The 26207-nt window shown below is 46.8% G+C and carries 21 protein-coding genes and 1 pseudogene; 6 read left to right on the top strand and 16 right to left on the bottom strand.

Annotated features, from left to right (window positions below):
* Positions 1-173: 173 nt before the first annotated feature.
* The 4 genes and pseudogenes from AAAT87_RS12020 to AAAT87_RS12005 all read right to left on the bottom strand — a co-directional run.
* Positions 174-558: pseudogene (locus AAAT87_RS12020) on the bottom strand (response regulator); the annotation flags it as partial.
* Between the two features lie 42 nt (positions 559-600).
* Positions 601-1929 (bottom strand): ATP-binding protein, encoded by a 1329-nt coding sequence (locus AAAT87_RS12015; RefSeq protein ID WP_349226548.1) that lies wholly within the window; start codon positions 1927-1929, stop codon positions 601-603.
* A 316-nt stretch (positions 1930-2245) separates the two neighbouring features.
* Positions 2246-4450 (bottom strand): TonB-dependent receptor, encoded by a 2205-nt coding sequence (locus tag AAAT87_RS12010; RefSeq protein WP_349226547.1) that lies wholly within the window; start codon positions 4448-4450, stop codon positions 2246-2248.
* A 39-nt stretch (positions 4451-4489) separates the two neighbouring features.
* Entirely contained in the window at positions 4490-4855 is a 366-nt protein-coding gene (locus tag AAAT87_RS12005) for a hypothetical protein (RefSeq protein WP_349226546.1), read from the bottom strand.
* A 159-nt stretch (positions 4856-5014) separates the two neighbouring features.
* On the opposite strand from AAAT87_RS12005, the gene AAAT87_RS12000 reads away from it, so the two are divergent.
* The 4 genes from AAAT87_RS12000 to AAAT87_RS11985 all read left to right on the top strand — a co-directional run bounded on the left by AAAT87_RS12000 (position 5015) and on the right by AAAT87_RS11985 (position 10027).
* Complete coding sequence (locus AAAT87_RS12000; RefSeq protein WP_294971441.1) at positions 5015-5317, top strand: hypothetical protein; 303 nt, start codon at positions 5015-5017, stop codon at positions 5315-5317.
* Positions 5293-6852, top strand: coding sequence for an ATP-binding protein (locus AAAT87_RS11995; RefSeq protein WP_349226545.1), 1560 nt, complete (start codon positions 5293-5295; stop codon positions 6850-6852). Before AAAT87_RS12000 ends, AAAT87_RS11995 begins: the two co-directional genes overlap by 25 nt.
* A gap of 800 nt (positions 6853-7652) precedes the next feature.
* On the top strand, positions 7653-8465 hold the full coding sequence (locus tag AAAT87_RS11990) for a tetratricopeptide repeat protein (protein ID WP_349226544.1): 813 nt from the start codon (positions 7653-7655) through the stop codon (positions 8463-8465).
* A 305-nt stretch (positions 8466-8770) separates the two neighbouring features.
* A complete protein-coding gene (locus AAAT87_RS11985) occupies positions 8771-10027 on the top strand; it encodes an ATP-binding protein (RefSeq protein WP_349226543.1) in 1257 nt (418 codons plus the stop codon).
* Between the two features lie 81 nt (positions 10028-10108).
* On the opposite strand, the gene AAAT87_RS11980 is transcribed toward AAAT87_RS11985, so the two are convergent.
* The 8 genes from AAAT87_RS11980 to AAAT87_RS11945 all read right to left on the bottom strand — a co-directional run bounded on the left by AAAT87_RS11980 (position 10109) and on the right by AAAT87_RS11945 (position 19321).
* Positions 10109-12679 carry a TonB-dependent receptor gene (locus AAAT87_RS11980; protein ID WP_349226542.1) on the bottom strand — a complete coding sequence of 857 codons (2571 nt, stop codon included), beginning with the start codon at positions 12677-12679 and terminating at the stop codon, positions 10109-10111.
* 96 nt (positions 12680-12775) lie between these two features.
* Positions 12776-13426 (bottom strand): DUF4974 domain-containing protein, encoded by a 651-nt coding sequence (locus AAAT87_RS11975; RefSeq protein ID WP_349226541.1) that lies wholly within the window; start codon positions 13424-13426, stop codon positions 12776-12778.
* A 10-nt stretch (positions 13427-13436) separates the two neighbouring features.
* The gene (locus AAAT87_RS11970; protein ID WP_349226540.1) at positions 13437-14003 is read right to left on the bottom strand and encodes a sigma-70 family RNA polymerase sigma factor; all 567 of its coding nucleotides are present in this window, start codon (positions 14001-14003) and stop codon (positions 13437-13439) included.
* A 209-nt stretch (positions 14004-14212) separates the two neighbouring features.
* Entirely contained in the window at positions 14213-14335 is a 123-nt protein-coding gene (locus tag AAAT87_RS11965; protein WP_349226539.1) for a hypothetical protein, read from the bottom strand.
* A 9-nt stretch (positions 14336-14344) separates the two neighbouring features.
* Positions 14345-14743 (bottom strand): hypothetical protein, encoded by a 399-nt coding sequence (locus AAAT87_RS11960; RefSeq protein ID WP_296973780.1) that lies wholly within the window; start codon positions 14741-14743, stop codon positions 14345-14347.
* Positions 14744-14839: 96 nt separating this feature from the next.
* Positions 14840-16132: an ATP-binding protein gene (locus AAAT87_RS11955; RefSeq protein WP_089543334.1), complete on the bottom strand. Its 1293-nt coding sequence runs from the start codon at positions 16130-16132 to the stop codon at positions 14840-14842.
* Between the two features lie 172 nt (positions 16133-16304).
* Entirely contained in the window at positions 16305-18386 is a 2082-nt protein-coding gene (locus AAAT87_RS11950; protein ID WP_349226538.1) for an AAA domain-containing protein, read from the bottom strand.
* A gap of 65 nt (positions 18387-18451) precedes the next feature.
* On the bottom strand, positions 18452-19321 hold the full coding sequence (locus tag AAAT87_RS11945; protein WP_293506529.1) for a PfkB family carbohydrate kinase: 870 nt from the start codon (positions 19319-19321) through the stop codon (positions 18452-18454).
* A gap of 200 nt (positions 19322-19521) precedes the next feature.
* Between AAAT87_RS11945 and AAAT87_RS11940 the strand changes: the two genes are divergently transcribed.
* Positions 19522-21180, top strand: a complete 1659-nt coding sequence (locus tag AAAT87_RS11940) for a putative transporter (RefSeq protein WP_295025266.1) — start codon at positions 19522-19524, stop codon at positions 21178-21180.
* 55 nt (positions 21181-21235) lie between these two features.
* Here AAAT87_RS11940 and AAAT87_RS11935 read toward each other — a convergent pair whose 3' ends face one another.
* Positions 21236-23077: an RluA family pseudouridine synthase gene (locus AAAT87_RS11935; protein WP_428848583.1), complete on the bottom strand. Its 1842-nt coding sequence runs from the start codon at positions 23075-23077 to the stop codon at positions 21236-21238.
* Between the two features lie 86 nt (positions 23078-23163).
* On the opposite strand from AAAT87_RS11935, the gene AAAT87_RS11930 reads away from it, so the two are divergent.
* Positions 23164-24063, top strand: a complete 900-nt coding sequence (locus tag AAAT87_RS11930) for a DMT family transporter (RefSeq protein WP_089543279.1) — start codon at positions 23164-23166, stop codon at positions 24061-24063.
* A gap of 57 nt (positions 24064-24120) precedes the next feature.
* Here the strand turns inward: AAAT87_RS11930 and AAAT87_RS11925 are convergent, their stop codons facing one another.
* The 3 genes from AAAT87_RS11925 to AAAT87_RS11915 form a co-directional block, all read right to left on the bottom strand.
* Entirely contained in the window at positions 24121-25374 is a 1254-nt protein-coding gene (locus tag AAAT87_RS11925) for an ATP-binding protein (RefSeq protein WP_349226536.1), read from the bottom strand.
* Between the two features lie 210 nt (positions 25375-25584).
* A complete protein-coding gene (locus AAAT87_RS11920) occupies positions 25585-25680 on the bottom strand; it encodes a smalltalk protein (RefSeq protein ID WP_295025474.1) in 96 nt (31 codons plus the stop codon).
* Between the two features lie 74 nt (positions 25681-25754).
* Positions 25755-26207: HU family DNA-binding protein (locus AAAT87_RS11915; protein WP_349226535.1), on the bottom strand; the 453-nt coding region annotated here is incomplete at its 5' end.

The following is a 26207-nucleotide window of genomic DNA, read 5'->3' as shown; positions in this document are numbered from 1 at the left end:
AAATATGTACAATAAAATGAATTTTGTCGCTTTGCAAGCAAAATCCCACTAAACCCTATAGGTTGCGGATTTGAGGTTCATAACTTCGCTATCTCCCCAATACATAGCGCTTTGTGCATCTTTTCCACAAAGTTTTCCACCTTTTTTGCCAATAGCGTTATCCACAGCCTTGTTCTTATCCCTAGCCTCCATCAGCGTACGGATCATCTTCTCGTTTTCAAAAGGCTTCACAATGAAGTCGGCGGCACCTTCCTTGATGCCTGTTACGGCAAGTTGGATGTCGGCATAGGCGGTAAAGAGCACCACCTCGGTTTTCGGGCTGAGGCTCTTGATTTCCCTGAGCCAGTACAGTCCCTCGTTTCCCGAATTGATTCCGCTGGAGAAGTTCATGTCGAGGAGCACCACGTCGGGGTGCTCCTCTCTCAGCTTGGCTGGGATGGAGTTAGGGTTGGCGATGGTGATGATGCCATCGAATATGGGTTCCAGCAGCATCCTCACCGTAGTAAGAATGTTGCGGTTGTCATCAACAATCAATATCGTTCCTTGTTTCTTAATCATTGTTCGTTTTTTTATGATGATATTTTCCTTGAAGTCCTGTTTCTATCTTTTGTCTTCCAGCAGAAAAGCCATGTAGAGGGGAAGAATGAAAGTTTGTGGGGCTGTTCCCACATTTACATCTCCCAGTTTGATGGCTTGAGATACGTGATACTTTTCGGGGTTCGAAAGGATGGTCTTGGCACTTTTAATGTTTCCGTTGCTCGCCTTTACTTCTACCAGCGTGCATTTGCCTTCGTATCTTGTAACAAAGTCGATTTCCAAACCCGAGTCCTTGCGGAAATAATAGAGCTTGCGATTCATCTTGCCAAAAATGTCGGCTACCAGATTTTCAAAGATGGCTCCCTTGTATCCATAGAGATTGCCTTGCAGAATGTCAGCTGCCGTTCCTGGTTCGAGCATACTGATGAAAAGTCCTGTATCTGCCATGTAAACTTTAAACTGGTCGGGGATGGCGTTGCCATCTAGTGGGAGTTCTGGTGCTGACAGGTTGTTGCAACGGCGGATAATTCCTGCATCTTCTATCCATTGCAAACTGCCTTGATAGTCACGTCCTCTGCCGTTGGGGCGTACAGTGGCGTATGCGAATTTCTTGTTTTCCTTACTCAGTTGACGTGGAATTGACTCGAAGCATTCTCTGATTCTCGACTTGTCTGCTTGTGGAGCATATTTCAGCATATCTACTTTATATTCTTCGATGATAGCTTGCTGCATTCGTAGCACGTTTTGCATATTATGAGTTTCCATAAATACGCTCACGGCTCTTGGCATTCCGCCAACAATGCAATATTGCAGCAGCAGTTGGCGCATTCTTTCGTGGATGGCTTCTTGTACCGGAGTCTTTTCTTCCAGGCAGCGATGCAGGTAGTCGATGGTCATTTTCTTAATGCCATTTGCCCAGAGCCATTCCTCAAAATCCATTGGATACATGTCTATGATAGTCTCGTAACCAACAGGAATTGGAGCCTCTGAAGAAGCATTGGTATGATAACCGCTGACTCCCAGCAGGGAACCCGTACCGATGACATCGTATCTGCCATCAGTCTTGAAGAATTTCAAGGCTGTGCGGGCACGTGGGCATTCCTGTATCTCGTCAAAGATGATGCAGGTCTTGCCCGATACGAAATTGGCATCGGGTATTAAGGTAGAAAGTGTCATGCAGAGAAGATCGATGTCCAGGCCACCATCAAATACCGACTTATATTCTGGGTGCTGGAAAAAGTCTAGATACACAACATGCTCATAATTCTTATGGGCAAAATCGAGTACCGAGAATGTCTTTCCGCATTGGCGACATCCTTTAATGATGAGAGGCATTTTGTGCTCATCACTCTTCCATTCTTTGAGATATTTCTCGATTTTCCGTTTAAACATCTGTTTTCTAATGATTTATGATGTATTACTCTTGATGCTGTGCACGTTTTCCAAGGGACTTTTCTTGAATTCGTGCACGTTTTTCAAGGGACTTTTTGTTCTATTCTGCCACTTTTTCAAGGGACTTTTTGTTGCAAAGATAGGATAAAATACTGAGAAACAATAAAAAAGAGACGAAAAAATGCCGATAATGGCGCCAAAAGTTGCTTTTCCGGCAGCTTTTGGCATCCTTATCGGCACTTGTTTATTCAAAATTCTGATTCCTGATGAGGAATTGCTTATCCTAAAATGGGAATTGCTTATTCCAAAAGGGGAGTTACAGCTCTATCGGAACCACTGTCTTTATGCTGAAGTTGCGGCCCATATTGTAAACACCTCTTCTGCCTGTAACCTGGTTTACGTCAAGATACTTCAGGCGGCTCAGGTGGTTCTGGTAAGCACGGTTGGTAAGGTTCTCGCCCGAAAGATAGAGCGAGAAAAGGCGCTTGCCATGGAGCTTTACGTCGGTACCGGCATACATATTTAATAAGGTGTACGATGGCGTAGCGGTCTCCGTATCGTTGGCTGCGAAATAATGGTTCTGGCGGAGATTGCAATCCATCTGTAGCTTTACGAAGAGATGGTCGAAAGTCTTGCCGTCGCAGACAAACTCATACCTTACATCCGAAACCCAGCGAGGGGCTGGGGTGAATGGCAGATACTTTGATTCGGATGGCTGATGCAACTGAACCGAATTGACGTAGGAGAAGGTGTTGCCGATATGCAGCTGCTCCACAGGGTGGATGTCGATGCTCGCCTCACCACCCAGAATGCGGGCGTCGCCCGAAGTAAACTGATAGGCTGGCGTGTCGTCGATGAGGACAGGCTGATTGTTCTCATCTGCCAACTTCTCGCTATAGATGTAATGGTTGATGCGATTGGCAAACAGCGAGAGCTCTGCCGAAATGATAGGCGAAGAATAATCCAGACCAAGGTCGAATTGCCAACTGTTCTCAGGCTTCAAACCGGTATTTCCCAATTCGAATCGTTGGGTTCCCTCGTGCACACCGTTAGATGCTAATTCGCTGATGTTTGGAGCACGGAATCCTCTTGCCAGGTTCAGCTTCAGATTGAAATCGGGCAGGATTTCATAAGCCAATCCGATGCTTCCGGTTACTCCTTCAAAGCTGCGCTTAAAGGCCTGGAAGCGGAAAGAATCATTCGATTCAGCATCATCCTCTTCTCTCAAAGCCTCGCTGTGCAGATGGCGATGATCGTATCTGATGCCGCCGCTCAGGTTCAGTTTGCCTATCTCCTTGCTCACCGTGGCAAACACGCCGTAATCGAAGAGATGATAGTCTGGAATCAGAAATTCAGAACCTTTATTAACCGACTGCTGCCACATGCCGTTGATGCCCGTAGAGAACTTCCATCCATTCATTTCCGGCGAGAGATAATGCAGGTCGTAATTTATGGTATGGAGCATGAAATCGAGTCCGCATTCCTTCGGATTCTCTTCCTCCTCAAACTCCTGACGGCGGTTCTGCTGATAACCCAGGAGGAACTTCAGATTGCCGTCGCCCAGGAACCAGGAATTATCAAGTACAGCCTTGTAATGATGAATCTGCTGATAAGGCATCGGTTTGCCGTAACTCTTGGCATCGTAGCCATCGGGAACTTCCAGTTCGCCCGTTTTCTCATCTCTTTCTCCTTCTACGATGCCCGGAGTGAGATGATAATAATCGAGTGTGAGATGCGAATGCCCCTGGCGGTAGTTCCAGCCTAGAAGCTGCGAGAATGCCTGCTCTCTGAGTGATGAACCGAATACATAACCATCGTATTTATTCTTGTAGGCATGCGCCATCTTTCCGCTGTAACGGGTGTTCCATACAAATCCGCCCTGGTTGCCGGCAAAGTTGAGCGAATAATCAAAAAGTCCGTTGTTGGTTTGATAACCCGTTGAGAAATTTGCTCTCATGTCGCCCTTGGCAAGGGTAGGAGCGGAGTGGAAGATGAGGACGCCTGCCATCGCATCCGATCCATACATGAGACTTGCCGGACCTTTCAGAATCTCTACGGAATGAACCGAAGCGGGGTCGATTTCTATTCCGTGTTCATCGCCCCATTGCTGTCCTTCCTGTCTGATTCCATCGTTTACCACTACCATGCGGTTATAGCCCAGGCCACGGATCACGGGTTTTGAAATTCCGCTTCCCGTGGTAATCTGCGAAACGCCTGGCTGGTGGGCGATGGCGTCGATGATGTTGGTAGAAGGTTGCATTTCGAGCTGGCGGGCAGAAACGAAGGAGATGGGTGCGGGCGATTGCTTCAGTTTCTGGCTGCCCGTCAAGCCTGTTACCACCACTTCGTTCAGTTTCACGCTCGATTCCGTCAGCGGCTGGTGTCTGGTAGAATCGTTTGTCTCTTCTTCATGAATGTTTGCGTCCTTCTTATCATGATTTGCTCTGTTTATAGCCATAGCAGGGGCTGTTGCCGATGAGTACAGACTCATCAGCAATATTGATTTCAATATTGTTCTCATTATGTTATTTGTTACCTTATTCTGTTAATATTCAATTATTTATAAAAACAGAGAATAAGGTGGAGCACGGGTAGATTTTACCCCCTTCGCCCTGCACAAGCAAGGAGAGCAGAAGGCACGGCGAGGGGAGAGATGGAGCACGGCGATGGCAACCCAAACCATGAGGGATGGAGCCAGATAAGGAGTGCTTTGCAATTGGCAAAGCACACAGTCGTGCATGGTATTCTGCAGGGCTGCTAGATGGCCGTCGTGATGAACATGATGGGCACAATCGGCACAATAGAAATCGGCATGAGTTCCCTGCGCTTCACCATGATGGTGAAACGTAACGGCCAGCAGCATCGGCAGGTAAACCAATAGCAGCAGCCAGGAAATTCTGATTCTCTTATGCGTTATCCGCTGCATTTATCTACAGTCTATGATGATATTTCTAATAATTTGCTTGTCTATACAGAAATATTTTAAAGTATACTTTGTAAAAATACGAAAATATTTCTAACTATACTTCGAAATAATTCTAAAAGTTGCTTTATTTAAGGAATTTTTATGCTTTCCTTTGGGAATATGGATAAGCGCATCCACTTCCGCTTCTCCCGCAGGGCAAACTTGCAGGAAATCATCACGGCGCAGAACGAGATGCCTATTCCATCAAAGTCGATTCCTACAATCGGCTGCAAACGTAGAAAGTTTCCTTCTAAAAAGGAAAGAAATCAGCAATTATTTCCTTTTCAAAAGGAAAGTTTGTTCTTTCTTTATCCCAATCTTGTATTTTTAACTCCGATTTGCTTGTTGTTCTCAGAAATTTTGCTTAACTTTGTGCCAAAATCAAAACGGTGCAGATTATGGCAGCAAAATTCTATCCTGTAGGCATTCAGACATTCTCGGAGATTATCACCAAGAATTATCTCTATGTTGACAAGACCGGTTACATCTATCAGATGACCCATTCCGGCAAGAAATATCTTTTTCTGAGTCGCCCACGTCGATTCGGAAAGTCGCTTCTTGTCTCTACCTTGCAAAGCTACTTCGAAGGAAAGAAGGAACTTTTCAAGGGATTGGAGATGGAAAGGCTGGAACAGGATTGGGTGGAATACCCTGTCTTGCATTTTGATCTGTCGGGTGGCAAGCACATGCAGGAGGATGCGCTGGTACGCTATCTTCTCTTTATTCTGAAACAGCATGAAGAGAAATGGGGAATCATGACGGATGCGCCCGACCCAAATGTAAGATTGCTCAATCTCATCAGCCAAGTTTATAAGCAAACCGGCAAGCAGGTGGTCATTCTCATCGACGAATACGATGCGCCCCTCCTGGATGTGGTGCACGAGGAAAGCCAGCTGGTGGCTCTCCGTCAGATTCTTCGCAATTTTTTCAGTCCCTTGAAGGATTCTGACTCCATGCTGCATTTTGTATTCCTCACGGGTATTACCAAGTTTTCGCAGCTCAGCATCTTCAGCGAGTTGAACAACATCACCAATATCAGCATGCTCCCCGAGTATGCGGGCATTTGTGGTATTACCAAGGAGGAGATGCTTACCCGGTTAAAAGAGGGAATACAGGAATTGGCCGAGGCAAAGAACTGGACGATGGATGAGACGCTGAGCCGACTCAAGGATTATTATGACGGCTATCATTTTGCATCAGAATCGCCTGATATCTTCAATCCGTTCAGTTTGCTCAGCAGTCTTTCGCTAAAGCGGGTAGAGCCATTCTGGTTTTCTACGGGAACTCCTACCTATCTCATCAATATGATGAAGAAGTTTGGTGTCAACTTCAGCGATTTCGCCGAATCCATGGAAGCGGGCGTTTCAGACTTTGATGCGCCTACAGAAACGATGACAACTCTTACGCCTCTGCTCTATCAGAGTGGCTATATTACAATCAAGGATTATGAAGAGGCTTACGATTCCTATACTTTGGGTATTCCGAACAGAGAAGTGCGGCTGGGGCTGACCAAGGCGCTGATTCCTTACTATGTAACGCCTAACACGCAGAATGCCAATAATACGACCCGCAACATGGCTCGTGCCTTCGATAAGGAAGACCTGGGACTGGCCCTGCAGTATTTGCAGACTTTCCTGGGCACGGTTCCATATTGTGCCAATACTGGCTATGAGGGGCATTATCAGCAGATGTTCTATGTCATCTTCTCGCTTCTTACGGCTTGGATGGTAGATGTAGAAGTACATACTCCGAATGGCAGGGTTGATATCGTGGTTATGACGAAATCTCGTCTTTACCTGATAGAGTTGAAACTTAACCAGAATGCTCAGGTGGCGATGCAGCAGATCAATCTCAAGAACTATCGCCAGCGTTTTGCCTTGTCGGGTCTTCCTATAACCAAGGTCGGGATTAATTTTGATAGTGCTACGCATAACATCACGGATTGGGTCGTGGAGTGAGAAATGCCTTCTAGAGAAGAGGGGATTTTCCTGGGGCTGCGTTCCGGTTGTTCCAATTGTTCCAGTTGTTCCAATTAATTTTGAGTGGGTTCATATCTTTCGCTTGTCCTTTTTCTTTGCTTCTTTATATTATATAACTTATTAATTATTAATTAATTATATATTATATATATATAAATATATATAAAAATAGGGGTAGAAGGGATATGCTGAAAAAATAATTGGAACAACTGGAATAACTGGAACGGGAACGCTTTCTTTTCTTCTAGAAGGCTTATTATCAGATAGTTAATGCAAAATATAGCGTTCCAATTGATTTGAAAAATCTCAGTCTCAGTTGTCTCAGTAAAAAAATAAGGGGGTATCATTTTCCCATTTTTCTCTTTCTTTCCTTTTTGCTGTTTTTGTAACTTATTGATTATTAATTAATTATATATAAATATATAATATGTATATAAGAATAAAAGAAGAAGAGGGGGTACTTGAAAAATAACTGAGACAACTGAGACTGAGATTTTTGAAGCCTTTAGCTGAAATCAAAAACAATCCTAACTCCCTATAAAGCAGATGTTTATGTGGATGGTATTCGTGCGTCTAAGTTTGTCACCTTCTTCTTGTAATCAGAAAAAAGAAAATATTTCTTCCAAAAAAGGGGCGTTTTCGGGATTTTATTCGTATTTTTGCCCTGTCGTTTGATACGATTTCAACAAAAACAATTCAAAACCTAAATAAACTGTTGAATTATGAACATATTGAAAAAGCTATTTGGTGGGCAAAAAACTACTGAAGAAGTGAGAGAAATGAAGGAAAAGGACTTCGACAAGGTGAAATATGATGGTGTTCGTGCTCTCAGAATGCACCAATTCGACCTTGCAGCCAAGTTTCTGGAACAAGCTCTGCAGCTGAATGCAGAAGATCTGGAATGCCGCGACTATCTTTCGCAGGCTTACATCTCTATGGGCGATTTGCAGAAGGCTTACGCCCAGTTGCAGAAAATCTCGGAGGCACAGTCTGATAACATGGCTGTATTGCTGCGTATGGCGGATGTGGCGTATATGATGGAGGATTATATCGCCATGACGGATGTGTGCGATAAGGCTCTGCAGCTGGATGCTGAGAATGTAGAGACGTATTTCTTCTATGCCAGAGCCTGCAGAGGGCTGGGCGATGCACCCCGTGCCGTGTCGATGCTGACTGAGGCGATAGGCAAGCGTGAGGATTTCTATGCCGCCCGATTGCTTCGTGGCAGCATCCTGTTGGATCAGGCTCAGCTTTCCGAGGCAGAACTCGATGCAACTTTCCTCTATGAGCATATTCCGAGCAACGAGGATGTGCTGTTGCTGAAGGCTCGTGTAGAGAAGGCGCAGGGAAAGATGGAGGAGGCTGAACAGACCTACGGTAAGGTGATGGAGGTAAATCCTTTCTCTATTGATGCGTATCGCGAGCGCAGCGAGGTTCGCAGAAGTCTGGGTGATAGTGCCGGTGCTGCCGAGGATGAGGCTGCTGCCAAGGAAATGGGTGCCGAAATTCCGGAACCATCAGAGGGAATAGAGCAGAAAATCAAGGAAAAAATGCAGCAGATGGACCCCTACAAGGTTTTCCATAACGAATAAAAACTGAATAATAGAATTTCATCTTTCTAACTGGAAAAAAATATTTTCCCAGTTAGAAAGATTATTTTTTGCAAGTAGTTCTATAACGGACAGAACCAATCGTCATCGGTCAAAACGGAAAGCCCAAGGCAACTTTTTCACGTATAAGACACGTAGATTGCGTTGAAAAATGATGCTTGTCGTCTATAAACGATAGAATTGATACGTTTTTATCGTCTATAAACGATAAAAAGTTATTGCTTTTGTCGTCTATAAACGATAAAATATGTATCTTTGCACCGGATTCAGTAAAAAGAAAGGGAATTATGACGAAGGATTTGATTAAATTACTGATAATTGAGTATCAGGCTTATGTTACTCAAGTAGAACTGGTTCATCGTGACGTAGAGCTCATGGATGGACTGAATTACGTGTTTGTAGGATTGAGACACGCAGGAAAATCGTATCTGATGTATCAGCGCATAGCACAGCTGCTGGAACAGGGGCATAAGCGGGAGGAAATCCTGTACTTCAACTTCGAGGATGACCGTATTGACTCCTTGGATGTGACCGACCTTGACCTGATAAAAACCTGTTATGAAGAAATGTATGACAGTCGTCCTATCTTCTTCCTCGACGAGGTTCAGCTGGTAGATAGATGGGAAAAGTTTGCCCGCAGGTTAGCAGATCAGAAATATCAGGTTTACATCACGGGTAGTAATGCCAAGATGTTGAGCAGCGAGATAGCGACAACACTCGGTGGCAGGTACATGATACATGAGGTGTATCCCTATTCCTTTGCCGAATATCTGAAGGCGAGCGGTATTGATGTAAAGGCAAAGAATGCCCTCTATGCTTACGCTAAGGATATTGTAAGACTCTCTAATATCTATTTCCAGCATGGAGGTTTGCCGGAGACTGTGGGGATGAAGGAGCCGAGGTCGTGGATGAGCAATCTCTTCAGTAAAATCTTCTTCGGTGATTTGGTGGCTCGATATAAGATTCGTAACGACTATGCCCTGCGAGTAATGATTCGCAAGATGGCAGAAAGCGTGAAGCAGCCATTATCTTACAGCAGAATAGCCAGTATCGTGAGCAGTACCGGAAAAAAACTCAGTACGGATGCCACGATAGATTATGTCGGCTACATGGCTGACACCTGGCTCATTTTGCCGTATGAGAATTTGTTCGGAAAGTTGCAGGACAAGGAATCCAACCGCAAGTATTATTTTACGGACAATGGTTTGCTTTATCTTTTTCTTGTAGATGCAGACACTTCGTTGCTGGAAAACATAGTTGCCGTCACGCTCAGGCGGAAATATGGTGACGGCAGCTATTTCTGGAACAGCAGGAATGCCGAGGTAGATTTTGTGATTCCGGAAGAAGAATTGGCCATACAGGTTTCCTACTCTATGGCAGATCCCGATACTTTCCGGCGGGAGACAGATGGGCTGATCAGGCTTTCTTCTGTCCAGAATGTCAAGCGGATGATTGTTGTGACAAAGGACGAGGAGGATATTGTAGAGAAGGATGGTTGCCGCATAGAGATAATCCCTCTATGGAAATGGCTGCTGGAATTCTGATAACAGACAAAAAGGCTGAACTTCGGGTGAGGAAGTCCAGCCTTTTGCTTATTTGTGATTTCAGGAAAATATAAAACTATTCTATCTGATACCATTATCTCTATCGCTATTGTTCAGCTTACGGCTGCCTGTATGGTATCTGCGGCCATGGCTGAAGTTGAAGCTGGCAGCAAAGACAAGCATGTTGCCCTGGTCAGCAAGGCGTACCTTGTTCTTCTGCTGCACATACTTGTTGAAAAGTTCATCCTTATACACGCAGCCATGAGGATAGAATACGAATAATCCGAGAACGCCAAACTGCCAGTTCTTATAACTGTAGGTTACGGCAAGATTGGAGGTTGGCTCTCCGCCGTTTGTCTTTTCTCCCCAAAAACTCTTTTCCACCTTATAGGCACCATAGCCAATGTTCCAATTGCCCGTCATGTACCGAATTTCTGCTCCATACCTGAAGTAATTGAACTCGTGGGAATAATCCAAACCCTTTGTCTTGACATTCTGATACTCGCACATAAGGTTCAAATCCAGATGATCCTTGATGAGGTGAACTTCAGGAGTCAACAGCAGGTGCTTGTAATCATGATTCTTCTGATTCTCCGGTTTGCTCACAAAGAGATAAGAGCCATCCTCCCGCTTTTCGGGCAAGATAGAAGTGGCTATTGGCTTGTCGTAATACGTCCAGTTTCCCTCCAGGTACACAGACATCAGCGGAATGTTCCAGGAAGCCGACAAGGTATTGTTGTAGCCGGTAAATGGCTTCAGACCGCTATTGCCGTCACGCGCCTCAAAGCTGTTGGAATATTGGCGCAACTCGCTCAAATCGGAAAGGCTTGGGATGTCTGACGTGATTTTGCTGCTCCATTTAAAACTCAGACGGTCGCTAGCCTTTGCCTGTAAAGTTACCTGTGGTCGAAACAGCCATTTGCTGTATCCGTTCTCCCCCTGATGGATGGAAGACCTGGTTGCGCCAACTCCCACCTGATAACTGAACCACTTCTGCTGTCCCTGTAGCTGGGTGAAAAGATAGAGATTGCTGTACTTCAATTCCGTATCAGCATTACTGCTTCCCACATAGATGTTATCTGTGTGGCTGATATTATATTGTCCACCTACCGATAAAGCCATCTGTTTCCAGTTCTTGCTGTATGTTCCTTCACCAATAAGAGAGCGCTTTCTACCAGTTGCATCATAACTGTAATCGGTCAGCGGAGCGTTCCTTACAGATTCATCCGGCGATTTGTTGAACGTATATTCCCTCATACGATACTGGTAATCTGTGCCGATGTAAGTACCCACCAGGTTCAGAGCCAGGTTCTGGTCATGGGGCATATTGAGCGAATAATAAATGTCCAGAGATGGAATCTGCTCCAGCATTTTTCTGTTGTTTTGCAGATATTGATTTGCCTTGCCGCTTTCCTGATAAAGCTGGTTCATGCCTCTCACAGGACTGTTGTGATTGTAGAAATTCAACCGTACATTCAATGTATATTTGTCTGGCTCACTAAGATTATAACCCAACTGTACATTATTGGTGGTGTATAGGAACGGAGAATCATAACCTAAATAATTGCGATGTAGAGTTTCTCCTGTGGGCAGATGATAAGTACCGAGACTCTCATAGCTTCGTTCCTCTACCGAGCGATAGGAGAAACTGTAGTTGATGCTGAATTCCGATTTCTTCACATTGTATTTGAAATAACCGTCGCTATTATTGAAACCTGCCTTGGTGCCTTGCATCGTAGAAACTCCACCCACATAACCGGCATAGCGTCGGCGGACCTGGTAGTTGATGACTGCATCCAGATTGCTGTCTCCATATTTAAGTCCTGGAACATTGATAAATTCCACCTTTGTAACTTCATCCGGCTGCAAAGCCAATACATCCTGCATGCTCGCCTTGACATCGTTGATGCGCATTTGCACATCTCCGCCCTTTAATGACAGAACTTTGCGTTCTGCTCGATTTACGATAATGGTAGGCAAAGACAAGTTGTCCAACAGATCATAACCATTGGAAGCCGTTTTCACCTGCTCTTTTGTAGGGAAGATGATTTGTCTATCTACTTTTTCTACAACCCTTGCGGCTTCAATGGTCACACCTTTCAACAGGTATGAATTCGCCTGCATCCTCACATTTCCGATGCGGGCAATAGGTACCAGCTTGCAAATCGTCTTGTAGCCTACGAACGAAACCTTCATGAGGGCCTGCTTCTGCTGGCAGGGGATGACGAAATCGCCATTGGCGTTGCTCACGCCTCCACAGAGAAAGGAGGAATCCTTCGGGTTGAGCAGCTGGATATTGGCGAATTCTACAGGAAGATTGTGATTGTCTATCAGTCTGCCTATCAGCTTGCGCTCGCTCTTGCGTATGCATTCTACCGTGATGAGGCTGTCACCTACGGTCATCTGCATTGGATAGAAGCCGATTACCTTGCGGATGGCATCGGGAATATTGGCTGTCTTCACGTTCTGGGTAACTGTGAAATCCTCCAGTTCGTTGTAGATGAAGCTGATTTTGTAGCGCTTGGAAGCCTTGTCGAGGTCGATGAGGACGTCCGACATGCTGCGGTTGTAATAGTTGCGCTGGATGTGCTGTGCGCTCATCGCCAGGGCGAATGTGCACAGCAGGAATATGATGGCTGAAAATCTTCTCATAATGATACTTTTTAACTTTGAACTTTGAGCTTTGAACATTGAACTTTATGATTACTTTGAGAGTCGATAATATTATGCTTACTTTTGATAAGCTTGTTATTTTACAATCAGCTCGTTTTGTTGCAATTCGATGTTTACATTCTCGAATTGGTTCAGTTCTTTTACGATGTTCTCGATGCTCGAATGACTGTTCCATTCGTAATAGAGGCGGAGGGTCTTGTCCTCGTTATTCTCAAACTTCACTTGTAAATCATAATAAGAAGCAATCTCTGAAATCATCTGCTCGAAAGCCACATTCTCGAAAGTCTTGTGAATGGCTGGCTTTTCTGGTTTCGGATGAGTCAGGGAATCCTTTGCTGCTACCTGCTTTGCGGAATCTGATTTTATGACTTCCGGATGAGTATCTGCGGTTACCTGGGTTGTTTCCTGGCTGCGCTTGATGTAAGTATGGATTGCGGCAAAGGCAATACCCGAAATCAAGACAAAACCGGCGATGGATGCTGCCAGTTTACGCCAGGAAGTTATAGGATGGGTTGCCTCTTCCTGAAGTTGATGCTTCTGGCTGAATTTCTCCCATTCCTCATCTATATTAATAATAGGAGAGGGGCTTTCAAGTGCAGAATCCACTTCCATCATCGTCTGATAGAGTTTTCGGCATTCCTCATCCTGCAATATTTCACGAATCTCCTCATCAGAATACTTCTCCTGATGGTCGATGATATCCAGTATTTTTTCAAACTTGTCCATAATAAATCTGCTAAGGGTTAAACTTTTGCTTTAATATTCTGATGCCTTGCGCCAGATGCTTATAAACTGCCACTTCGCTGATGCCCAATTCCGTAGCAATCTCCCGATATTTCAGTTTCTGCCGAAAGCGGAAATCGAGTACCTTGCGGGTTTGTGGCGTGAGTTCAGCATCCATATAAGCCTGAATTGCCTCGTACTTTTCGGTCTCCCTGTCTATTTCGGCAATCGTCGCTTCCAGGGGAGCTATCGAAGGCGAAGTATCGGCTTTCAGAAGATGATGAACCCGGTCTTTCATCTTCTGCCGGCTCAACAGGTTGAGGCATTTATGGCGCACACACACCAGAAGATAGCTCCCGGCGTTGGCGGAAGGCAGGGACGGAGTGCTGGCTATTGTCTTGTCGTTAGCCGTCTCGTTATCAAGCTCCAGTTGGGTCTTTCCGTTGAGCACATCGGCAAAGACTTCGCTCACCACATCCTTGCTGGCTGCATCATCCTTCAGAAGTACCCTGGCCAATTGGTACATCCTCAGATAATGTTGCCGGAAGAGCTGTTCTATCGTTTCTTTGTTTATTTGCATTACTTTATTTCTTTTCTTTTGCCTATATTACAATCGAATTTTCATTTTCCTAACCCTTAGCAGAATATTTTTTAATGCAAATTTTTAAATAAATGATTCAAGTTTCGCATGTAAACCCCACACGCCCTGAAAGGGCAGAAGCCCCTAGCCCAGGGCATCGCCCTGGGTAATTACGGATGCAAACCTATCGCCCTGTAAGGGCAAAAGCTTTAAAACTCCAGGCAAAATATAAGGCTTTTGCCCTTACAGGGCGTCATGCTGATTGCCATCATACCCAGGGCGATGCCCTGGGCTAGGAGCTTTTGGGCTTTCAGCCCGTCCTCGGCTTCCATTATCTAGACTTATGACACATCTCCAATCTTCTGTTTGATTTGTGCCATTTTGTTGCGGCGCTCGATGGAAAACGTATCTCCGTGGGTTTCCACATAATCGAAGAGCATGAACGCCTTGTTCAGCAGTTCGTCTCTTGTAGGCTGCCCCACGGTATCCGCCTCGTGATAGTAGAGTTCGGCAAGCATATCCATCTTGGAGAGTCGCTTCTCCTCGTCCTCTATTCCTGCCATCGCCTTCATCACGTCTTCTATGGTAGCGATGCTGTAGAAGGCATAAGGGCCCACGTATTGATTGTAGAGCTCCTTAATCTTCTCACGTCTCACCTCCACCTCTTTCTTTTCGAGCATTCTTTCGAGTGCTGCCATAAACTCGCGAATCAATCGCTGTATGTAGTCACGTTGTAGCATATTTTTTTATTTTGTTGTTATTGTTGCATTATCTAATAGACTCATTGGTATTGCCATGACTAAGGCAAAGTTCAGGAAGTATTGTGAGAAGAGTTCCTAGAAACTCTCCTCTACCCCGTACAATGGGACATTCTTCATCCACTCTTGCTCCTTGTATGGCGACATGGAGAAGCGGATGGCTCGCAAGTCGGGATGGGCGTCAAAGAAGGCGCGAAGTGACTTGGAACGCAGGTTCTCTTCCGCTTTTACCTCTATCGGAGTTATCACCCCTTGGTGCTGGGCAAGGAAGTCTATCTCCAAGCGAGCGTCTTCCCTACTATAATAATAGGTGTAAATGTCCTGTTGACATAATAGCTGGGTAAGGACGTAGTTTTCCGTGAACGCCCCCTTGCTCTCCGTCATGGCTTTGTTGGAGATGAGCATTTGGGCAGGTTCCATCTCGCTCAGCGCACCCAGGAGGCCGACATCCAGGAGAAACAGCTTGAAGGCATTGAGGTCTTCGTAAAACTTCAAAGGCATTCCAACTTCTCTTACTCGGGAAATGCGATAGGTGAGACCTGCATCCACCAGCCATTGTATTGCCATCTCAAAATCCTTGGCTCGTGCTCCGCTTCTCACCGCTCCATAGATGAACTTCTTGTTTTCCTTGGCAAGCTGGGAAGGGATGGATTGCCAAACCATGCTGATGCGAGTGGCTTCATTTGGGCTGACATGCTTCGACATGTCACTACGATAAATGGTGAGAATGTTGTTCTGAACCTGTCTGACGAGATTTGCATCGTTAGTTGCAAGATAAGTTTTCACAGCCTCAGGCATTCCCCCTACAAAATAATATTCTCTTAATATCTTGATGAGTTTATCATGAAGTAATGTGATGGTCTTCCAGTCTTTACTTTTCAATATGTTCAGCAACTGTTCTTCGTCTTTTGCCATAAGAAACTCTTCGAAAGACATAGGGTAGAGTCGAATGATATCAACCTTTCCCACTGGGGCGGATTCTCCTTGGTGCATGGCAACGCCTAAAAGTGAACCTGCTACAGCCACATGGTATTCTGGTGCATTTTCACAGAAATACTTCAGCGAGGAAAGTCCCTTGTGAAGTTCTTGTATTTCATCCAGAATGATAAGCGTTTTGCCAGGGATTATAGGCTGTTTGCTAATGGCTCCGATAACCATTAGGACTCGCTTCATATCATAATCTTCTGCAAATATGTTGGCAATCTCAGAGTTTCCATCACAGTTGATGTAGGCAACGTGGTCATATTCCTGTTTCCCAAACTCCTGAAGGATATAAGTCTTGCCTACTTGTCTTGCTCCTGATAAGATTAAGGGCTTTCTGTAAAGGCTCTCTTTCCATGCTTTTAATTGTTCTATGATCGTTCTTTTCATCCTTACATACATTTTGAAGTTGTTAATGATGTTAATAACTTGCTGTTATGATGTTTAAACAGCTCTGTTGGTTGCAAAGATACACTTTTTTACACGAACTTCCAAATGTTTTCAACACTTTTCTACACGAACTTTCCTTGCATACATACACTTTTTTACACGAACTTCGTCCTTATTCATCATTATTGAGCCCTTCCACATACTCCCACAGTTTCTTGTAGAAAGGATGCTTCGTCATCGTGTCCTTGTTGCCCAGGATGATGAGCTTCATTCGGGCTCTCGTCATCGCCACGTTCATGCGGCGGAGGTCTTTCAGGAAACCTATCTGACCTTCATCGTTGGAACGTACCAGCGAGATGAGAATCACGTCTCTTTCCTGTCCCTGGAAACCATCCACCGTGTTTACGCTGATCAGGCGGCGGTAAGGCTTGAAGAACTCATACTTCTTGATGAGCTTCTTCAGATACTGCACCTGGGCACGATAAGGCGAAATAATGCCTACATCGATGCTCTCACTCAATACCCGCTGTTTGCCTATCTTGGTGAAGTATTCCGCCAGGGTGAGCAGGGTTAGCTCGGCTTCTGCCTTGTTGATACGCCCGAAACTCTCGCCCACAAACTGCTCCTTGAAGTTCAAATCAGAATTCTGATTGGATGCAGATGCAGCAGATGATGAGGATGCAGAATCAGCAGATGATGTGGAAGCAGAATCCTCAGGAGCATCTTCTCCTTCTATCGTTATCTGATTCTCCTCGTTCGAAGTGTCAATCCACGTTATCGGATGGTCGTAATCCAATACGCTGCGGTATTTGATCTGTGGCGCACTCTCCACCTTGCCCCCGTAGAACCAGTCGCTGGAGAATCGCATGATTTCGTCGTTCATGCGGTACTGAATCTTCAGCAGGGTTACTACCTCCGGCTTGTTTTCGGCGATGCGCTCCATCAGGGTCTTGCCCAGTCCGGCTCTCAGGGCTGCAATACTCTTTACGGTAGGCGGCAGCTGGCAATGGTCGCCTGCCAGAATCACCCGGCTGGCTCTCTTCATCGGAATCCAGCAGGCAGCTTCCAAAGCCTGGGCTGCCTCGTCGATAAACAGGGTGCCGAACTTCATGCCTTCCAGCAACCGGTGGGCAGAACCCACCAGGGTGCAGGCGATGACACGTGCCTCGCCAAAGAGTTCAGAATTGATGCGGATTTCTATCTCGGCGGCACGGCTCTTCAGCCTATCCATCTTCTGATGATAGTTCTCGCTGCCTTTCTTCCTGTTTTTCCTTAATTCTCTGATTGCCTTGCGGATAGCCCAGAGCTGCGGATAGTCGGGATGACTCTCGAAACGGCGCTCGTAGGTGAAGCCCAGCATCTTGTCGTTCACACGGGTAGGGTTTCCGATACGGAGCACATTTATGCCTCTATCCACCAGTTTTTCAGAAATCCAGTCCACCGCCATATTGCTCTGTGCACACACCAGCACCTGACTCTCTCGCATCAGGGTTTCGTTGATGGCTTCCACCAGGGTTGTAGTCTTTCCGGTTCCCGGAGGTCCGTGAACAATCGCCACGTCCTTAGCCCAGAGCACCTCGTTCACAGCTCTTTCCTGGGTAGGATTGAGCCAAGGGAACTTCATCGGTTCGAAGGAGAATCTGCCTGCCTTCTGATGCGAATAGAATAAATCGCGGAGATAAGCCAGACGGTTGTTCTTCGCCTTCATCACACGGTCCAAGGCTTCGAACATCAGCTTGTAGCTGGTTTCATCAAAGGATAGCTGTACGCCGATAGGCTCCGCAGATTGCTGCAAGTCGAGCAATGGGGCAGAGTCGGGCACGGTAATCACCATTCTGTCGCCATCCACATAGCTCACGGTTCCCGTAAAAGAAAAATATTTGATACTTTGAACTTTGAGATTTGAACTTTGAACTTTTTGATTAGCGTTTTCTGACAGCTGAAGGGCTGTGCTGCCCTGGTTCTCATTCTTGCCCATCTTCTTGACCATAAAGAACATGACGGGGCGACCGAACTCAAAATTGTGCTCGATATCCTGATCAGAGGTACGGAAGACCTCAATGGCTGTTTGGTTCAGCGAATTATAAAAGCTTTTTCCCACACGGAGCGGGAACCAGGCATCACCTCGTTTCACCTTGCGCTGCATTCCCATCTGTTCGGTGAGCTTGCGGAAGGCTTCCTTCTCGGTGTAATACTCCAGCTGGAGCAGGGTGCGTTGTTGCAATAATGCCTGAATTGGTGAAATCTGTTCCATATAGGATGCAAAGTTACACCAATTCAGGCAAAAATAAGAAGATAATAGGATAAATTATCTAAAATTTATTTCATGATGCGTTCTACGTCCTGGATGGTGCGGTTGAACGGACCATTGTGCTCCAGCTTGATGGTGCACATGGCAGCCGCAAACTTGCCAGCCTCGGTAGGAGTGGCACCCTGCAGTCGCTTGTAGAGATAACCGGCAGAATAGGTGTCGCCGCATCCGGTAGCATCCACCACCTCGTGAGGAGGATAGGCGGGAATCTCGTAGAAGGTGTCATCTACATAAATCAGAGAACCCTCGCTGCCCAGCGTGATGATTACCTCGGTAACACCCCACGAATGTATCAGCTTCGCAGCCTCGCGTGGCTCCTTCAGTCCCGTGATGGTCTCCATCTCCGTCTCGTTCACCTTCAGATAGTAGGTGTTCTTCAGCACCTCGAGCTTCTCCTTCCAGTCGATGGGATAAACCTTCTCGTCTCTCACCTCGCGCAGATAGCCCTGCACGTCGATGGAAACCCTTCCGCTGCGCGAGAGGAATTCCACTACCTCAGGCGAGAAATCATCGCTCAGCAGGCTTCCCAGGTGATAGACCTTCGCCTCTACGTGCTCCAGCTGTCTGATGGTGAATGGATCAGCCTTGGCAAGCACACGCTGCTTGCGCTCGTTCTGGTTTTCTCCGTAGATATTCTCGAAGAAGACGGTATTGCGCGAAGGATTGAGGGTTACTTCTATGCCCGCCTGGCGCATCTTTTCTACAGGCTCTGTTTCCGTAGGATCCATTGCCGTGATGAGCGAAAAGCTCACATCCTTGGGCAGTTGGTTGATGGCGTAGGCGAAGTAGAACGATGTTCCGCCAGCCATGTAAACAGTTCTGTTTGGGGTAACTATCTTATCTTTGGTTACATGCCCTATACAACAAATATCTTTCATCTATTTCTATTTTAAACGGGTGCAAAGGTACAAAAAAACTTCGAGTTAGATTTGGTTTTTTACCTTAAATTCAGATTTTGTTGCAAATATTTAGAAGAAAAGGGCGTTTTTCTTTTGTGATGTTCTTAATTTAATGTACCTTTGCAGCCGAATTTAGAAAATTGAACATTATCTCGAGAAAAGATAGAAACTTATAATTTATGTGGTTTGATCATTTAATCAACGTGCATTCGGCGGTGCAGGGCATCGTCATTCTTTCATTGATTTGTACCTTAGGTCTTGCCCTGGGCAAGATTCATGTCAAGGGAATCTCCCTCGGCATAGCTTTCGTATTCTTTGTGGGCATCGTGGCGGGCCATCTCGGCCTCTCCATCGACGAGAACATGCTGGAGTTTGCCGAGAGCTTCGGACTCACCATGTTCGTGTATGTGCTGGGTCTCTATGTGGGTCCTAACTTCTTTGGTTCGATGCGCCACGAGGGCATCTCGCTCAATCTCTGGAGCCTGGCAGTCATCGCCGTGGGCACCGTATTCTCGCTTGCCCTGTGCCTGGTGCTGCCCGTGAGCCTGCCCGATATGGTGGGTATTCTCTGCGGTGCCACCACCAATACTCCGGCTCTGGGTGCTGCCCAGCAGGCGCTGCAGCAGTTGGGATTGCCTAGCGGCGGAGCTGCCTTGGGCTGTGCGGTAACCTATCCTCTGGGCGTTGTGGGCGTCATCCTGGCGATGATGTTCCTGCGAAAGCTCTTCGTAAAGCCTGAGGACCTGGAGATCCGACGTGCCGATGAGGATGACCATACAACCATCGGACAGTACGTCATCGTAAACCCGGCTCTCAACGGCAGTACCATCGCCGAAATCTCGATGATGACCCATCGCAAGTTCATCATCTCCCGTGTATGGCGAGGCGAGCAGGTCATCATTCCAGAGGCTGATACCGTGCTCCATACCAACGATAATGTGCTCGTGGTTACCAATAAGGATGAGGCAGCTGCCATGCAGATACTCTTCGGAAAGAAGGTGGATAAGGAGTGGAATAATGATAAGGTGGACTGGAACGCCATCGATGCCAAACTGGAGAGCAGAATCATCGTGATGACCCGTCCGGGACTCAACGGCAAGCGACTGGGAAGCCTGCAGATGCGCAATACCTATGGCGTGAATGTGAGCCGAGTGCTGCGTGGTGATATCCGACTGCTGGCTACCGACGACCTCCGTCTGCAGTATGGCGACCGCCTGACGGTGGTGGGCGACCCTACGAGCATCGACCATGTGGAGCAGTTTCTGGGCAATGCCGTGAAGACGCTCAACGAGCCTAACCTGGGCGCCATCTTCCTGGGTATCATTCTGGGACTCGCCGTGGGAACCATTCCGCTGAATATTCCGGGAATGACGGCTCCCGTACGTCTGGGTATTGCCGGTGGTCCTATCGTAATGGGTATTCTGATTGGTGCGCTGGGCCCTAGGGTGCAGTTCATCTCTTATATGACGCGTAGTGCGGGACTGATGCTCCGCGAGTTGGGTCTTGCCCTGTATCTGGGCTGTCTGGGTCTGTCGGCTGGTGGACAGTTCTTCGAGACGGTGGTTCGTCCCGAGGGTTTGATGTGGGTAGGCATCGGTTTCCTCATCACGGTGGTTCCGGTTATCATAGTGGGCTTCATCATCCTGAAGACCAAGAAGTACGATTTCGGCAGCATCTGCGGCATTCTCTGCGGCAGTATGGCGAATCCGATGGCGCTTACCTATGCCAACGAGACCCTGGATGGCGATACGCCTAGCATCAGCTATGCTACGGTTTATCCGCTCGGCATGTTTATCCGAGTCATCATCGCCCAGGTCATCATCATGTTCTTCGTCTGAAGGGCTTAACTTGAAAAACTTGAATAAAAATAGACAGAAAAAAGGCTGGTTTCGTTTAGAAATCAGCCTTTCTCTTTATCGTTATTTTCTTACCCGTCAGGGGATGTTCGAAGGTAATCTCCTCGGCATGTAGATGCAGTCGGGCAGCCTTCTCGTTGCCGTAGAGCGGATCGCCCAGGATGGGAGCATTCAAACCCTCCTGATGGGCACAATGCACGCGCAGCTGGTGGGTTCTGCCCGTCTTGGGATAGAGGGCGATACGGAGGTGGGAGCCGTCGATGCGCTCCAGAATTTCATACTCCGTAATGGCCTCCTTGCCCTGCTCGTGATTCACTATCTGGCGAGGGCGGTTCAGATAATCGGGCTGCAGCGGAAGGGAGATGATTCCCTTTTCCGGAATCTTCTTTCCCGGAATGTCTTTTTCCGGAATCTCCTTTTCCGGAATGTCTTTTCCAGAGATATCCTTTCCCGAAATCTCTTTTTCTGAAATGATGGCGATGTATTTCTTCTGCACCCGATGGTTCAGAAACTCCTTCTGTAGGCGATGATAGGCAAATTCGGTCTTGGCGATGATCATCAGTCCGCTGGTCGCCATGTCCAGCCGGTGAACGATGAGCGGACCGGTAGCCTCGGGATATTTCCTTCGCATCAGCGCATAGACCGATGGCTGGGCAGCGTCCTTTCCCGGTACAGAGAGTAGTCCTGCAGGTTTGTGAATCACGGTCAGCTCGCAGTCTTCGTAGAGCGTTTCCACCTGCTCATAGAGCATCTCTACCTGCTTAGGGAATGGTCCCTTCTGTCCGCCGATGCCGTTTTCTGCCGATGCAGGGCTTTCGAATACCGATGGCGGCAGCATCCAATGCAGTATCGGCTTACACTTGCCGTTGCAGGCTGGATAGAACTGCAGGTGGTGACGGATTTCCTCCTTCGGGCTTTCTCCCCACCAGAACATAGCCATCTGCAGCGGTTTGTAACCATGCTGGTAGGCATATTGCAGCAGTTTCGGTTCGCAGCACTCGCCGCTCCCGGCTGGTGGCACCATCTTCAGGGCTGCAATCCGGCTCGTAGCTATCGCCGCCTGCGGATACTCCTTCAGGGCTTCATCTCTGAAAATCTCCAGCAGATCCTTGCTTTCTCCCTCCTGGTTCAGCATTCTGAACTGCGAGAAAAGCCATTGCTGCAGGGCATCAGAGAGTTGCTTGCGCAGCTGCTTCAGCCTCAGTATATTCTCCTGATAATCCTCAAATTCCGTTTCCAGGGCTGTCTTTTCCGAGAGCGATTTCTTCAGTCGGCGCAGTTCTGCCTTCATAAACTGGCTTTCCCTGATCATCTCCGCCTCTTCCGCTTCTGATAGGTTTCCTGCCTCTCTGCGGCTGTCACGCTTTGCCTTCGCTTCCTTCATCTTCTCCTGATAGGCGGCGATGGTACGCTTCCGCTCCTCCTGCAGTTGCCGGATCAGGGTTCTGGCTTCCTTCATCCTTTCCTCCTTCTCCAGGTGGCTGATGCTCTGGTTGATACGTGAGATTTCTGCCTCGTGGGTCTTGAAGTAGCCGTCGGGCTGCAGATAGTCGAATACGGCAGGCACGAAGTCCTCCCAGTCACTTCTTCCGCCAATCTGTCCGCTGTAGGCTGCCAGGTATCCCCATTTCGGAGCTTCGCTATCGGCAGCTGGGTATCCCCATTTTGGGACATCGGTATCTGTTTTTACATTTTCTACGATGAGTACGCCAAACATTTTGCCGCGCGCAATCTCTTCCTGCCAGTCTTCTCGTCTGGCAAGCATCTCCTGCACTTCCCTGCACGCCTGGATGCAGAGCGGATGCGGTTCGTAATCCAAAGGATTGTTCATCCTTGCAGGAACATTTTCTGAAGTATGATGGAATGGATGGAAAATCATGCTGCAAAGTTACAAAAAAAATGCAGAAGTCTTGGTTTATCCACAGAAAAATCTTACTTTTGCACCAATAAAGGAAAAATTAAGATATGCAAACGAAAAATAACAATATATTCTACCATCTGGTAGCCTTCCTGACGGTGGCGATCTGGGGAACCACCTTTGTTTCCACCAAGGTGCTGATGCTGAACGGGCTTTCTCCTGCTCAGATTTTCACCCTGCGTTTCAGCATCGCCTACGTGCTGATGCTGGCGTTCAATCATCGCCGTCTCTTTGCCGATTCCTGGCAGGATGAGGCTAAGATGGCGCTGCTGGGCATTACGGGCGGTTCGCTCTATTTCTGCAGCGAGAACGAGGCGATGAACTTCACCACCACCACCAATACCTCGCTCATTGTCTGTTCGTGTCCGCTCTTTGCCACCCTGCTGGTTCGTTTGGTCTATAAGGATTCCAACCGCATTCATATTGTGCAGCTGCTGGGTTCACTTCTGGCATTTGTGGGTATGATCATCGTGGTATTGAACGGCAGGTTTGTGCTTCATCTTTCTCCGGTGGGCGATGCATTGGCGTTTACGGCGTGTATGTGCTGGGCGATTTATTCGCTGCTGATGAAGTCAACCACGGGCGATTACAGTCCGGCATTCATCACCCGCAAGGTGTTTTTCTATGGTGTTCTCACCATCTTGCCATATTATATCTTCATTCCGGGTTTTCCTCCGCTCGAGGTATTCACCCGTCCGCAGGTATTCGGCAATCTGCTCTTTCTGGGCTGCCTTGCCTCTATGATCTGCTTCCTCACGTGGAACTGGTGCATTTCAAAACTCGGAACGGTAAAGGCAACCAACTGGGTTTACTTCAACCCTATCACCACCATGATATTTGCTTCATGGGTGCTTGGCGAGCAGATTACCCCCTATTTTCTGGCGGGTGCCGCCTGCATTCTGATAGGAATGTATGTGGCGGATAAGAAAACGAAAGGGGAGCAGTAATAGATATAAAAAAAGAGGGTGCGTCATTAGTCTATGACGCATCCTCTTTTCTCTGGCTTAACCTTCCAACACCCATTTCCATGCAGGTCTTATTTCTATCTTGAGTCCATCACGCACAATCTCCCCTTCATCCTCATAGGTAATTATCATGGCTTGTTTCAGAGGATACAAACCATGCAAGGTTACTAATGCTTTCACTTCTCGCTCTATGGTTTCTTCGTCGCTCATCTGATAGCTCGCCTGCACAGCTAGTCCCTCATCAGGCACATAGAAATCAACCTCAATATTTCTATTGTAATAGTATAAGCCCTTGCCGTATTTTTTATACAATGTAATTGTACAAAGATTCTCCAGTAATGAGGTGTTTGGATTGTTGATGAAGAGATGCAGCAGCCCATTATCTACAAAATAATGTTTCTTTATAGTTTCTTTCTCCACGAATTTGGAAGCATAATTATCAATAGATATCAGCAAGCATGATTCTTGCAGATAGCGAACGTATTCCATTACCGTTGATGGACTACACGGAGTTCCTGTTGCTTTTATCAGATTGCTCAAACGATTCAAGGAGCATGGTTGTTTCACGCTTTCTGCCAATCTTCTTACACAAAGGCGTAAGGCATCCTCGTTCTTCACCTTGTGCCGAACTACCAAGTCATTAAAGAAAATACGATTATACAAGCTGTTTAGCCATACTCTCTTTTCTTGAAAATGCACAAGCTCAGGAAAGCCACCCCAATCAAAGTAGGTTCGGAAATGGCGTTGCAGTTCATTTGCTTTTCGTCCATATTGCCAATTCTTTGTAACCAAGACTCCAACTGCTTTTAGATATTCAGAAAAGCTATATGGAAACACGCTGATATCCAAATATCTTCCTCCCAATACTGTCTCTATGTCACGACTCAGCATTTTGGCATTGCTGCCAGTTATATAGACACGATATTTTTGGTTGGCTAGACGGCGTGCAAAGTTTGCCCACCCTTCAACATTCTGTATCTCATCAAAGAAGAAGATGGGCTGGCTATCATACATGCTATGATAGGCTTGCAATATAAGGTCGAAGTCTGTTGCCGACATTTCTTGCAAACGTTCATCGTCAAAGTTGACATATACAATATTTTCTATCTCAACTCCATTTGCCAGCAATTGCTGTATTCTCTGGTATAGCAAATAGGATTTTCCTGCTTGTCTTACTCCTACAAACACATAATTGCCATACTCCTCTAGGTCTAGAGGGCGCTGTACCAAAGGAATACGACCTATATATTCTTGGTTCTCAGCTATTATCGTTCGAAACAATTCCTTTTCCATATACTTACTTTTTGCGGCAAAAGTACAAATTTTATTTGATACTACAAAATAAAATAGCATTTTTTATTCGCTGTCACCGAATAATAATGCTTGATTTTGTTCGGCGGCAGCGAATAAAAACGAGGGGGGGGGGAAGCAGTAATAGATATAAAAAAAGAGGGTGCGTCATTAGTCTATGACTCATCCTCTTTTTTTAGTATTTGTGTTGTTCTACGACATGCAGCTCGTCACGCCCAGAGAGGCGGCGATAGCGGTTAAGATAGATAGTACTATCTGAAATACGGTTTTCCAGTTTTCTTTCTTCATAGTTCTTTTAGTGATTAATGATTAGTGATTAATTTCTTTTTTGTGGCGAAACAAAGCCCCCGAAGGGGCTATGTTTACAGGTCAACGTCGGTGTCGCTGCCACCACCTTCCGTGGTTCCGCCACCCTGGCTGGTGCCGCTGTTATCCTTGTTGGTATCCCCGCCAGTGCCCTGGCTGGTGTTGCCTCCTCCCGGAGTGTTCTCCGAGCCACCGCCATCAACGGCTCCCGATGTATAGTCATCGTATGCCACGATCTTGGTGAGCTTCTTCAGCTCGGCGTTGCTCCAGGTCTTTGTGTTTCTCACAATCAGATGCACGCCCAGCACGCTAGCCGCCGTCACCTTCTCCTTGCTCACCTCGCCACGTGAAGTCATACCGATGGAGAACAATCCGAGATCGGAGAAACGGACGCTCTTGCCGTCCAGAATCAGATGCTTCAAGCAATCGAGAGTATCCATCAGCACACCGTGGATGGTGCCTCGGCTGTATGGAGAGTTGTGCTCAGAGATATGAGTCACGAAATCCTC

The organism is Segatella sinensis (assembly GCF_040095255.1).
GTDB classification, from domain to species: Bacteria; Bacteroidota; Bacteroidia; order Bacteroidales; family Bacteroidaceae; genus Prevotella; species Prevotella sinensis.
The sequence above is the reverse complement of the archived record's forward strand: the minus strand, read 5'-3'. Positions and strand labels throughout refer to the sequence as shown.